Annotated in this window: 11 protein-coding genes; 6 read left to right on the top strand and 5 right to left on the bottom strand. The window is 74.1% G+C overall.

The genetic code is table 11. From position 1 onward, the window contains the following. Window positions 1–44: 44 nt before the first annotated feature. Window positions 45–1061, bottom strand: a complete 1017-nt coding sequence (locus tag ACTWJ9_RS16005) for an endonuclease/exonuclease/phosphatase family protein (protein WP_388704186.1) — start codon at window positions 1059–1061, stop codon at window positions 45–47. A gap of 483 nt (window positions 1062–1544) precedes the next feature. Further along, window positions 1545–1985: a hypothetical protein gene (locus ACTWJ9_RS16000; protein WP_279334905.1), complete on the bottom strand. Its 441-nt coding sequence runs from the start codon at window positions 1983–1985 to the stop codon at window positions 1545–1547. A gap of 138 nt (window positions 1986–2123) precedes the next feature. Between ACTWJ9_RS16000 and ACTWJ9_RS15995 the strand changes: the two genes are divergently transcribed. Together ACTWJ9_RS15995 and ACTWJ9_RS15990 are read left to right on the top strand one after the other, a co-directional pair. Continuing rightward, the gene (locus tag ACTWJ9_RS15995; RefSeq protein ID WP_387041838.1) at window positions 2124–3326 is read left to right on the top strand and encodes a PP2C family protein-serine/threonine phosphatase; all 1203 of its coding nucleotides are present in this window, start codon (window positions 2124–2126) and stop codon (window positions 3324–3326) included. A gap of 136 nt (window positions 3327–3462) precedes the next feature. Next, complete coding sequence (locus ACTWJ9_RS15990) at window positions 3463–4611, top strand: hypothetical protein (RefSeq protein WP_443294350.1); 1149 nt, start codon at window positions 3463–3465, stop codon at window positions 4609–4611. A gap of 33 nt (window positions 4612–4644) precedes the next feature. Here ACTWJ9_RS15990 and ACTWJ9_RS15985 read toward each other — a convergent pair whose 3' ends face one another. After that, window positions 4645–4812: a hypothetical protein gene (locus ACTWJ9_RS15985; protein ID WP_388704178.1), complete on the bottom strand. Its 168-nt coding sequence runs from the start codon at window positions 4810–4812 to the stop codon at window positions 4645–4647. A 98-nt stretch (window positions 4813–4910) separates the two neighbouring features. Here ACTWJ9_RS15985 and ACTWJ9_RS15980 point away from each other — a divergent pair, with 98 nt between their 5' ends. Both ACTWJ9_RS15980 and ACTWJ9_RS15975 read left to right on the top strand, forming a co-directional pair. Further along, complete coding sequence (locus tag ACTWJ9_RS15980) at window positions 4911–6254, top strand: helix-turn-helix domain-containing protein (protein WP_387041833.1); 1344 nt, start codon at window positions 4911–4913, stop codon at window positions 6252–6254. Between the two features lie 62 nt (window positions 6255–6316). Continuing rightward, window positions 6317–6583, top strand: a complete 267-nt coding sequence (locus ACTWJ9_RS15975) for a ribosomal protein L7/L12 (RefSeq protein WP_279334900.1) — start codon at window positions 6317–6319, stop codon at window positions 6581–6583. Between the two features lie 39 nt (window positions 6584–6622). Here ACTWJ9_RS15975 and ACTWJ9_RS15970 read toward each other — a convergent pair whose 3' ends face one another. Further along, window positions 6623–7441, bottom strand: coding sequence for a hypothetical protein (locus ACTWJ9_RS15970; RefSeq protein WP_443294349.1), 819 nt, complete (start codon window positions 7439–7441; stop codon window positions 6623–6625). 257 nt (window positions 7442–7698) lie between these two features. On the opposite strand from ACTWJ9_RS15970, the gene ACTWJ9_RS15965 reads away from it, so the two are divergent. Beyond that, complete coding sequence (locus ACTWJ9_RS15965; RefSeq protein WP_443294348.1) at window positions 7699–8724, top strand: nucleoside hydrolase; 1026 nt, start codon at window positions 7699–7701, stop codon at window positions 8722–8724. A gap of 343 nt (window positions 8725–9067) precedes the next feature. Here the strand turns inward: ACTWJ9_RS15965 and ACTWJ9_RS15960 are convergent, their stop codons facing one another. Then, window positions 9068–10033 (bottom strand): LAETG motif-containing sortase-dependent surface protein, encoded by a 966-nt coding sequence (locus ACTWJ9_RS15960; RefSeq protein ID WP_279334897.1) that lies wholly within the window; start codon window positions 10031–10033, stop codon window positions 9068–9070. 313 nt (window positions 10034–10346) lie between these two features. Between ACTWJ9_RS15960 and ACTWJ9_RS15955 the strand changes: the two genes are divergently transcribed. Continuing rightward, on the top strand, window positions 10347–12125 hold the full coding sequence (locus ACTWJ9_RS15955; RefSeq protein WP_387037382.1) for a glycoside hydrolase family 13 protein: 1779 nt from the start codon (window positions 10347–10349) through the stop codon (window positions 12123–12125). Window positions 12126–12150: the final 25 nt, after the last annotated feature.

Raw genomic sequence — 12150 nt, 5'->3', positions numbered from 1 at the left:
TCCGTCTCCGGGTGCGGTGCGGTGCGGCGCGGGCCGGGCCCGGGTCAGCCGCCGCGGTGCAGGGTCAGGTCGACGACCAGCGCGCGGTGGTCGGTGTCGGCGAGGTCGAGGAAGCGGGCCCGGTCCGCGGCGAACCGCTCGGACACCAGCACGTGGTCGATCTGGGCGCCGAACCTCGGAGTGGTCCTGGCCGGCCAGGTCGGGATCCGGTACGAGCCGTCCAGCCGGGCGGCGTCGCTGAGGCCGGTGTCGAGGATGCGCCGGAAGGCGGCGTGGTCCTGGGAGGCGTTGAAGTCCCCGGCGAGCACCGTCGGGGTCGTCCGGTCCGCGGCGGCCGCGTCGCGCAGCCTGCCGAGCTCGCGCTGCCAGAGGTCCACCTGGCCGGGGAGCGGCGGCATGGGGTGGGCGAGCTGGAGCCGTACCGCGTGTCCGTCGACGTCGGCGACGGCGCCGGGCATGCCCATGGTGCCGGGGACGCCGTCGGTGCCCCGGAGCGGGAAGCGGCTGAGGATGACGGAGCCCTCGGAGCCGCCGCCCGCCACGGCCCGCCGGTGCGGATAGGCGGCCGCCAGCTCCCGCTTCAGCACCGCGTCGCAGGTGTACTCGCACTCCTGGACGAACACCAGGTCGGGTTTCTCCCGGAGCACGGCGTCGACCAGCCCTTCGGCGGCTCGGCCGAACTCGACGTTGGAGGTCATGACCCGCAGCTCGGCGACGGGGGGTCCGGCGGGCGCGCCGGTCTTCCCGTACGGCTCGACGAACCAGGCCAGCAGCCCGAGCAGGGCGACGCCCCACACCGCGCCGGTCCACCACCGGGCGAGCACCGTGCACAGCAGCCCGGCGGCGGTGGGCACCAGCAGCCAGGGCAGGAACGCGAGCAGTTGGGGCACCGGGGTGACGCCGTCGGTGCCGAGGGTCCGGCAGCCGACGACGGCGCTCACCCCGGCGAAGAGCAGCGCCGCACACCACGCACCGAACCGTCGCCCGCCGCCGCGGTGTCCGGCGTCGTGGCGTCCGGTGTCGTCCTGGGCGGCCGCCCCCTCGACAGTCGCAGTGTCCAACGTCCGGCCTTCCGCTCGCGGGTGGGATGCACGGAGATCCTCCCTCAAGGACGAGGGCGCACGACGGGAGGTTGCGGCGATCCGCGCTCGGGCCCGCGCCCGGCGCGGGCGACGGCCAGGACGCGAGCGTGCCGCGGGGTGCGAGCAGGCACACCGGGGCGACGGGCGCCACCGGCGGGGCGTCGCGCAGGCGTGCGGGGGTCGGCTCGTGGCGGGGCGGTTCGGCGGCGGGAGGCATCTCCCCGGCCGAGGTGCCGGGGCCGGACAGGTGAACGTGGGGCGGGTATCCGGAGTGCCGGGATGCCTGAGGCTCCCGGATCACCCGGATCGCCCGCCCCGCGTTCACCTGCCCGGCGCCCACGACGCCGGACCGGCGGCCGCCGTGAAGAAGCCGGCATCCGCAGCGGAGGAGCCGGCGGCCGCTGCGAAGGAGCCGTCGCGGCCGCCGTGAAGGAGGCCGCGGGGGCGGACGAGGAGGCCGTGTCACTCGATGCGGTGGCCCTTCGCGTCCTCGTGCGTGTAGTAGCGGTAGAACAGGAACGCGAAGACGGCCGCCGCGGTCGCCAGCCCCAGCACCGTCGACCGCAGCACGCTGGTGTGGGACTGGTTGACGAGGAAGCCGATCGCGATGCCGGAGAAGGCGGCCCACAGCACCGCGTGCACTTCGCGGCGCAGCTTCGGCGCGATGTTCAGCAGGGCCGCGCACAGGACGGCGAACACCAGCGCGGTGAGGAACCCGAACAGGAGGTTCCAGCCGGTGATGGGCCCGCCGTAGCGGGCGTTGGCCGCCGCCCAGTAGCCGTAGACGAGCCCGAGGACGACGGGCACCGCCAGCTTGGCGACGCTGTGGGTCCGGTCGCTGAAGACGCGGATAGTGCCGGGCCGCCTGCTCACGGTCCTGGGTCTGGGTGCCGCATGAGCCATGAGAGCGCTCCTCCCTCTCGGCTTCCCCTGAACGGGTTTCTCCTCGCTTGCTCCTCCAGAGCACACCGGTACGGGGCCGTCGGCAAGTCGGCGTACCGACCGGATGCGTGCCGTGCGGCCGCGTGCTTCGCTGGGGCGGTGCGTCAGGGCAGCAAGGGAGACGACCGGTACTCCCGGGCCGGTCGCGGGGACGCCCTGCACCGGTACGAACTGCTGCGGGTACGAGGACGCAGTGTCGCCTGGGTGCCGCCGCTCCTGCTGCTGGTCGTCATCGCGGCGGTCGATTACCACACCGGCGGAGTGTTCCGGATCATCTCCTGGATCGTGCTGGTGCCGGGCATCGCCGCCGCGATCTGCGGGGTGTGGGGCACGGCCGTGTTCGCGGTGCTCGCGATCGGCACCTTCTGGGTCGTCGACAGCGTCTGGCTGCACGAGTTCCAGACGGGGCTGCCCGATTTCATCCTCGTCACCGTCGGCGGTGTCCTGGCGACACTGGCGTGCGCGGTCCGGGTGCGCGGTGAGCGGCGCGCGCTGTACATGCGGGACGTGGCCGACACGGTCCGCCGCACGGTGCTGCGCCCCCTGCCGCCGTTCTGGGGCGGCCTGGAGCACGCGGGCGTCTACCTCAGCGCGGAGGCCCGCGCCCGGGTCGGCGGTGACTTCTACGACATCCAGCCGGGTCCGTACGGCACCCGGGTCCTCTTCGGGGACGTCCAGGGCAAGGGGCTGGGCGCGGTCGAGACGGCGTTGGTACTGCTCGGCACGTTCCGTGAGGCGGCCCCCCACGAGCCGGAGCTGGCGGCCGTCGCCGAGCGCCTGGAGCAGCGGATGCTGCGGCACCGGGACTACGTCAGGGCCCTCGGCCGGACCGATGCCGACCGCTTCGCCACCGCCGTGCTGCTGGGCTTTCCCGTGGCTCCCTCCGACACGGTGGAGGTCGTCGTCTTCGGCCACGAACCGCCGCTGGCCGTGAGGCCCGGCAGCGTCCGCTCGCTGCCCGTGACCGGTGGTCTTCCGCTGGGTCTGCGCGAGCTGGACCCCGCCCCGGTGCGCGTGCACCGGCTGTCGCTGGCCGCCGACGAGACGCTGCTGGTGGTCACCGACGGGGTGACCGAGGCGCGGGACGCCCACGGGGCGTTCTACCGGCTCGCCGAGGAGGTGGCGCGGGCGGTCACGCGGGACCCGGGCCTCGCCGAACCGGACCGGCTGGCCGCCTTCGTGCGGGAGGGGACGCTCCGGCACAGTGGCGGCCGGCTGTCCGACGACACGACCGTCTTCGCCGTCCGCCGGATCCGCGCGCCCGAGGGCGAACGCCCCGAAGGGGGACGTTCACGGATCTGAGCCCCCCGACGGGAACCACAGCGGTTACGGTGCTGGTCTGGGTGATCGACGGGCCGGTCTGCAGGTCGGTCGACGGGCCGATCGACAGGTCGGTCGACGGGCCGATCGACCGGGTGCTCGACAGAGGGAGGGAACCGTGTCAGGAACCACGCCCGGGACCGTGCTGCTGCTGGCGGCCTCGCCGCTGGGGCGGGGGCGGCTGGTGGACGCGGCGTCGGTGCTCCCCGTCCTCGCGGCCGTACCGCCCGCCGTGCTGTCCGGCACGGACACCGCGAACGTCGTCGAACTCGCCGACCCGCTCGAGCCGCAGGCCGTCCTGACCCGGCTGCGTGCCGCCGCGACCGCTCCCGGACCGCTCACCGTGTACGTCACCGGGCAGTTGCTGCTCGACCGCCGCCAGCGCCTGCCCCATCTTGCGCTGGCCCGCACCACCGCGTCGACCGCGCGCTACACGGCGTTCCCGTGGCACTGGTTCCGGGAGGAGCTGCGGCTGCGGCCGCCGGGCGCCACGACGTTGATCCTCGACCTGTACGCGGACCCGGAGAGCTGGCAGGCACTGTGCTCCCCGCGGACGCCCCGGCTGCTGCCCCGCCAGCAGCCCGTCCCGCAGACCCCGGCGCCGGTCCCGGCGCCGCTCGTGCTGGACTCCGGCCGCGACACCGCCGTGTACGGCCGTGTCGCGCCGCCGTCCTCCCGCCGTACGGTCGCGGTGCCGGCGTACATGAAGGCGGTCGCGACGCTGCTGCGCAGCGGACGGCGCCCGTCGAACGAGGAACTGCACCGGCAGGCGCTGACCCGGGTCGCCGCGGAGAGCGAGCACCCCGGTCTCGTACTGGCCCGGCGCGGCTCCGGGCCCGCCCCGGGGGACCCGCACGCGGCCATCACGGCGGCCGTGCGGTCCGGCCGTCACGCGGACGCCGACGCGCTCGCCGCGCGGCACGAGCACAGTGCCGTCCTCGCGTACGGGCCCGCCTCCGAGGAGGCGCTGCACTGGGCCGAGGTCCGTGCCGATCTGGCGATGCTGGCCGGGGACGCGGTGCTCAGCTGCCGTACCTGGCTGACGGTGGCCGCCGCACGGCTGAACACCGGCCAGGCGGTGGACGCCTCCGTCGTCGAGACGGCCGTGGACCGGGCGCACCACCAGTGGGGCCGGATCGCAGACCCGGCACGGGCCCGTGAACTCGGCCCGCTGCTGGCGGAGTTGCGTGCCCGCGTGCCCGGACGGCAGCAGGGGGCCCTGGACCACGTACGGCGGCAGCTCAGCCAGTTGCAGACACAGAGCTGAGGAGCCTCCGGGGCTCGAGCCGCCGGACAGGCCCTAGCGGACCGAGGCCTCCACCGGGGCCGTGGTGTGCTGCTCCGAGTCCTCGGCGTGGGTGTCCTCGGCCGGGCCCGCGTTGGCTGCCAGGACCAGTGCGGCGACCGCGGCGACGGCCGCGACGAAGCCTCTGGCGTAACGCCTGGTGGTGCGAATGCGTTCCAGCACGACGACCTCGCAACAGCAACGGGTTAAGCGGGTTTAATCCGGCGTTTAACCTAGAGGGTGTCAGTCTCGAACAGCAAGAGGCACAGGGGGAGTTGGCAGTGGGGGAGCGTGACGATCCGGACACCATCGGGCGCCGGGTGCAGCGGCTGCGCGTGCAGTGCGGGCTGACCCAGAAACAGCTGGCCGAGCCGGTGTACACCCCTGCTTACGTCTCCACGCTGGAGGCCGGGCGGGTGCGGCCCTCCGACGACGCCCTGCGGCATCTCGCCGACCGGCTCGGAGTCACGTTCGACGAGCTGGCGACCGGGCGTTCGGCGCGACTCGTCACCGAGTTACGGCTCCGGCTGACCGAGGCCCAGCGCTCCCTCGCCCTCGGCGAGGCCGCGACGGCGGTGCGGCAGTACTCCGGGCTGCTCGCCGAGGCCGAGGAGCAGGACCTCGCCGAGGAGCAGGCCGCCGCGCTGCTCGGGCTCGGCGAGTGCGCACTGGACACCGGTGAACTGGAGCCCGGACGCGAGTACTTCGAACGGGCGGAGAAACGTCTCGCCGACGCCCCGCTGCAGGCCCGGGTGCCGGCGCTGCGCGGCCGGGCCGTCGCGCACTACCTCGCGGGCGAACTCCGGTACGCGGTCTACCTGCTGGAGTCCACCATCGACGAGCTGAACCGGTCCGGGCTGCACGACCCGGACGCGCTGCTGCTGCTCTACGCCAGCGCGATCGGCCCGTACATGGACATGGGCGCACACGCGCGTGCCGCCCAGGCGGCGGAGCTCGCACTGGCGCTCGCCCCGCAGGCCGGCGACCCGGCACTGGTGGCGCGCATGCACCGGTCGGTCGCCCGCACCCTGCTCGCCGAGGGCCGGATCGCCGAGGCCGACGCCTCGCTGGCCAAGGCGGCCGAGCTGTACCGCGGACTGCACCTGCGTACGGAGCTCGCCAACTGCCACTGGATGCGCGGGTACGTGTACGCGCAGAACGGCGAACTCGATCTGGCGGAAGGTGAGTTGCGTCGGGCGTTGGAGATGCTGTCGGCCACCCGTGCCGTCCTCTACAGCAGTCAGGTCACCGTGGAGCTGGCCGACGTACTGCACCGGCGCGGGAGTTCGCGGGAGGCGGCCGGCCTGCTGCGGGACGTGCTCGGCGGCCTCTCCCCCGAACGGGGCGCGGTGCACGCGGCGGCGGCGCACCGGCTGCTCGGCATCATCGCCGAGGACGTGCGCGACACCGAGCAGGCCGAGGAGCACTACGTCCGCGCGATGAGCCTGCTGGAGCGGGCGGGTGCGGCCGGTGACCTGGCCGACCTGTGCCGCCTCCTCGGCGACCTGCTCCGCCGCACCGGCCGCGTCGAGGCCGCCCTGGACGCCTACCGCACCGGTCTCGGCCACCGCACGGCCCCGGGCACCACGACCCTGGGGCCGGCCCCGGCCCAGCCCCCGGTCTGAGCAGGGGCGCCGAGGGCGAAACCCTCCGGGTGAGTGCCGCTCCGGTTGCCTAGGATGCCGGAATGGACGCAGTCGCCTTCCTCATCGTGTTCCTCGGCATCATGACCATCAAGTTCGAGATCTCCCGGGCCGACCGCCGTGCCGCCCGTCTCGAGCGCAAGCTCGACCTGGTGCTCGAGCACCTGGACCTGCACGAGGAGGTTCCGCGCCGGGACGAGATCGTCGCGCTCGTGCGGGAGGGCAAGAGGATCCAGGCGGTCAAGACCTACCGCGAGGTCACCGGAGCGGGCCTGGCCGAGGCCAAGGAGGCCGTGGACCGCCTGGGCTGAGTGGTACCGGGTGGGCGGCACCGGCGAGCGGCCCCGCGGTCAGATCTCCGCGCGCCCCTGCTTCCTGATCTCCGTCAGCCGGTCCGCCCCGAACTCCGCGATCACCTGGGTGAGTTCGGACAGGACCTCGCCGAAGCCGCCGTTGGTGAGGGTGAGGGTGTCCTCACCGATGCGGACCACCGCGACGTCCAGGGTGAGATGCGTCGACTCCCCGTCGGCCGCCTTGCCGGTCATGCTGACCCGCAACGCCTGCCGCGCGTCCCCGATCTCCGGCAGCCGCAACGCGTCGACCTCGGCCGCCTGCACGCCGTCCCGCTTGGTCGTCGCCTTGAACTCCCCGCACTTCTGAGGCAGTCCGCCGAGCCACTTCAGAGTGCGGTCCACGTCGGCGGGCCGGTACGCGGCGACCTGGTAGCGCAGTTGGGCGCCGTTGTAGGCGTCGTCCAGGGCGACCACGGCCCGCGGTCCGGTCGGCGTGCCGAACAGCTCCTCGGTGTAGAGGACGTCGAGCAGACGCCGGCAGTCGGCGTTCTTCGTGCTCGCCTTGAGCAGCCCGTCCCGCCAGGTCGCCGCGCCCCGCGTCGGCACCCAGGGCTGTCCCAGGTCCGTCTCCGTGATCAGCGCGGCCCGGACCTGGTCCTCGCTCAGCCCGGCGTCGGGCGGTGACGCGGAGGGCTGCTCGACGGCCGGCGCGGCGGAGGACGGCGAGGCGGCCGGGGCCCGGGTGGAGACGGGCGACGGCAGCACCGTCCCGGTCACGTCCCGCCCGCCGACGGAACAGGCGGCCGTGGTCAGCAGCGCGGACACCGACAGCGCGGAGGCGAGAAGGGCGCGGGCGACGGCCTGGGCGTGCGTCATCGGGGGTGCCTCCTGGTGGAGCCGGGCTGCGGCTGTGTTCTGCTCGCCCAGGGTCGGGACGTGCTCTTACGGCACCACCGAGCCGCCCGCCCCACCAGCGCGGCGGTCCGTCCGGGTGAGCGCTCGGGAGGAACCGTCCCCGCCCCCTTCGCGGCTCCTCCGTGTCATCTTTGTGTTCCCCGCCCGTCCGTGATTTCCGCCCGTGGTTCCCGCCCTTGGCCCCTGCCCCCGGTCCCCGCCCCGAAGGAGTCCGCGCCGTGCCGAACGGTCTGCCCATCCCGGTGATCATCGACTGCGACACGGGTGTCGACGACGCCCTGGCCCTGCTGTTCGCCGTCCGCCACCCGGGAATCGACCTGCGCGCGGTGACCTGTGTGGCCGGCAACACGGACGTGGACGGCGTCGTCCACAACACGCTCACCGTGCTGGAACAGGCGGGCGCGCCCGGCATTCCGGTCGCCAGAGGCGCCGAGCGCCCGCTGATCGAGGCGCCGCGTTCCGCACGTCACGTCCACGGCCACGACGGGATGGGCGACCTCGGCCTGCCCGCCCCGCGGCGCCTCCCGGCGGACCTGGACGCGGTGGCCCTGCTGCGCCGCGAGATCCTCGCCTCCCCGCTCCCGGTCACCCTGGTGCCCACCGCCCCGCTGACCAACATCGCGCTGCTGCTGCGGACGCATCCCGAGGTCACCCGGAACATCGAGCGGATCGTGTTCATGGGCGGCGCCGTGGGCGCCGGCAACGCCACCCCGGTGGCCGAGTTCAACGTCTGGCACGATCCGGAGGCCGCCGCGATCCTGCTCACCGCGGGGGTGCCGATCACGATGTACGGCCTGGACGTGTTCCGCCGGGTCGTCGTCCCGGCGGCCGAGGTGCGCGGGCTGCGCGCGAGCACCGAACCGGGCGCCCGGCTCGCCGGTGACCTGCTGGCCCACCGGCCCACGACACCCGGCAGCGCCCCCGACGACCCCACCGAGGACGTGGGCGGGCTCGGCGACGCGGGTGCGCTGTGCGCGGTCGTCGATCCGGAGGGCCTGACCACCCACCGGCTCCCCGTCGAGGTCTCCCTGGGTCCCGGACCGGCCCGCGGCCAGACCGTGGTCGACCGCCGCCCCCGGATCGGCGAGTCCGAACTGCACGAGGGCACGCGCGAGCAGTGCCTGGTGGACGTCGGGCTGGACGTGGACGTACAGCGCTATGTGCGGCTCTACCTGGAGACCGTGGCGACCGTGGCGCACAGCCGGCCCACCGCGGCGGACGGAGGGTCCGGAGCACAGCGGTAGGCCGGCTGTCCGCCCCCGGAGCCGCGAACGCCCGGCCCGCGGGGGAACGGGCCGGGCGTGTACGGGGGTGCTACCGAACGCTTGCCCAGTGCTCCACCCTTCAGGGTGGAGGTGTAGGGCATCCTGCCCGTAGTGGCCCGAAGGGGCGCGGCGGCATGGCTGAGATCGCCTTGTCCGACGACGGAGTTGTCGGACCTACCGCCGGACGGGCGGGAAGTCAGGCCTGCGGAGGCCGTGTAAGACCGACCCTCACCGGTCGGCAGTGGCCTGTGAAACAGGAACCCGAGGTGGTACCGCGAAGCGGTACCGACCGGAATCTCCTGCCCTCGGGCAGGAGAGGACGTCAATGGCTCTCGGTGCCCGCGCCCGCGCCGGCGCGCTTGCGGCGGGTGACCACGACGAGCGCCGCGCCGCCCGCCAGCAGAACCGCCGCGCCGATCGCGAATGGACCGGTGTTGCCGTCGGCGCCGGTCTCCGCGAGGTTGTCGCTGCCGCCGTTCGGCGAGGCGCCCGGCTCGGTGGCCGGCTCGGAGGGGGACTCGTCGGGCGCGTCGGTGCCGGGCGTCGTGGACGGCTCGCCCGGCGTCTCTGAGGCCGGCGGAGCGGTGTCCTCGGCGGGCTCCGACGGCTTTGCCGGCTCCGGCGCGGAGGTGGACGGCTCGGGAGTCGGCTCCTCGGCCGGGGTGTCGGCGGTGCAGTCCCTGGTGCCGCCGTTCCAGGCCGCGATCAGCTTGTCCTTGATGACCGGACGGTCCGGCCCCTTCGGCAGCTCACCGTGCTCGAAGCCGTCGTCGGCGTCCAGCTTGCCGTCGAACTTCACGGCGCCCCGGTAGAGGTCGATCTGCGCGAAGCAGCCCTTGTCCGGGACGGAGATGTCGAGGGAGTCGGTCGCGCCGGGCTTGACCGTCACCGTGTCGAAGTCGACGAAGACCTGCTCGCCGGAGGAGGCGAAGGTGGCACCGTGCGCCAGGTAGGAGGCGAGCGAGGCGGTGCAGGTGGTCGCGTCACCGGCGGCGCGGACCTCGATGCGGACCTTGCCGTCCTCACTGGGCCGCAGGCTCTGGTCGTCGACCTTGACGGAGTCGAAGAAGTTCTTGCCGTCGAGGGAGAACTGGCAGCGGTCGGTCTCGGTGACCGTGCCGGCACCGGTGCCCGGCCGGTAGTCGCCGCCCGACTTCCAGCCGTCCCCGCCGGGAGCGCTGTGGGCGGAGGCGGAGGCCGCGGCGACGGCGGTGGCCGCGCAGAGGGCGAGGGTCGCGGCGCCCGTCCCCAGCAGGCGGCGGGTGAGGACACGTCTCGCTATGGACATGCGGATCCCATTCTTGGCGTGGGCCGGAGACCGGGGCACGGCGGCAGGGCGGCAGGGCAGCACGCGGCGGCCGGCCGTCCCGGGCATGAGTGGTCGAAGGAACACGAGGCTCATTGGTCACATGTGCCTCAGTGCGCCTTCATGGTGGCCGTGTCGCATCACCCTGTCAACCTGCGGCGAAGCAAGGGAAGTTGTGCATTCTTCACGTCCCCGTCACACAAGGAGGGAATGCCTCCGCTCCGCCCCTGTGTTCATGTTTGCGGCGTTCTAGACAGATTCATGCAGTCATCCGCGTCCACCCGGAGGAGACCGCGTGACCGACCACACCGATCCGCCCGCCCCGCCGGCCCCCGCCCCGGGCGTTCCGTCCGGCGCCGCGCCCGACCTCTCCGCGCCCGACCTCTCCTCGCGCAACCCCGACTGGTGGCGGCAGTCCGTCGTCTACCAGGTCTATCCCCGCAGCTTCGCCGACGCCGACGGCGACGGCCTGGGCGACCTGCGCGGCGTCACCCGGCGCCTCACCCACCTCGCCGCCCTGGGCGTGGACGCCCTCTGGCTGAGCCCGTTCTACCCCTCCGAACTCGCCGACGGCGGCTACGACGTCGCCGACCCGCGGGACGTCGACCCGCGCCTCGGCACCCTCGACGACTTCGGCGCGCTGGTCGCCGAGGCACACCGCCTGGGCCTCAAGGTGATCGTCGACATCGTCCCCAACCACACCTCCCACCGGCACGTCTGGTTCCAGGAGGCGCTGCGCGCCGGTCCCGGCTCCCCGGCCCGCGAGCGCTACGTCTTCCGCGACGGGCGTGGCCCGCGGGGTGAACTCCCGCCCACCGACTGGCAGTCCGTCTTCGGTGGCAGCGCCTGGCGGCGGGTGTCCGACGGGCAGTGGTACCTGCACCTCTTCGCCGCCGAACAGCCCGACCTGAACTGGGCGAACGAGGACGTCCGCGCCGACTTCCGCACCACCCTGCGGTTCTGGGCCGACCGGGGCGTGGACGGCTTCCGCGTCGACGTCGCGCACGCCCTCGCCAAGGACCTGAGCGAGCCGCTGCGCGACCTCGGGGCCTTTGGACCGGCCGGCGAGGCCGCCCTCGCCGAGTTCCCGCCCGGCACCCACCCGTTCTACGACCGGGACGAGGTGCACGAGATCTACCGCGACTGGCGCAAGATCCTCGACGCCTACTCCCCGCCCCGCACGGCCGTCGCGGAGGCCTGGGTCCCCGGCGCCCGGCGCGCCCTGTACGCCCGGCCGGACGAACTGGGCCAGGCCTTCAACTTCGAGTACCTGCAGGCCCCCTGGGACGCGGAGGCGCTCCGCCGGGTCATCACCGACTCGCTGGCGACCGCCCGTGCGGCCGGCGCCCCGGCGACCTGGGTGCTCTCCAACCACGACGTCGTACGCCACGCCTCGCGCCTGATGCTGCCGCCGGGCACGGACGACGACGCCTGGCTGCTGTCCGGCGGACACGCCCCGGCCGTCGACACCGCCGCCGGGCTGCGCCGGGCCCACGCGGCGACCCTGCTGATGCTGGCGCTGCCCGGCTCGGCCTATGTCTACCAGGGCGAGGAACTCGGCCTGCCCGAGGTGGCCGACCTGCCCACCGAGGTCCTCCAGGACCCGGTCTGGGAGCAGACCGGCCACGTCCGCAAGGGCCGCGACGGCTGCCGGGTACCGCTGCCCTGGACGAGGACCGGACCGTCGTACGGGTTCGGCCCGGGTGGCGCCTGGTTGCCGCAGCCGCCGGACTTCGGCGCGTACGCCGTCGAGGCGCAGGACGGGGTGCAGGCGCGGGAGGGGGTGCCGGGCTCGACCCTGGAGCTGTACCGCGCGGCCCTGCGCCTGCGCCGCAAGCTCCAGGAGGGCGAGACGCTGACCTGGGCGGAGGACACCCCCGCCGGGGTGCTGCGGTTCGACCGCAACGACGGCTGGCGCTGCGTGGCCAACCTGTCCCCCGACCCGGTCCCCCTCCCCGCGGGCGAGGTCCTGCTGTCCAGCGCACCCCTGACCGACGGCAGCCTGCACCCGGACACCACGGCATGGCTGCTCCCCGAAACACCCCCCACCCCGAGCCCTCACCCCGCCGCCTGACCCCGCCCCCGCCCCGGCCGGGGGT

The sequence above is a fragment of the Streptomyces sp. GDS52 genome (genome assembly GCF_052246875.1).
Taxonomy (GTDB): Bacteria; Actinomycetota; Actinomycetes; order Streptomycetales; family Streptomycetaceae; genus Streptomyces; species Streptomyces cathayae.
This window is presented reverse-complemented; position numbering and strand designations above follow the sequence as displayed.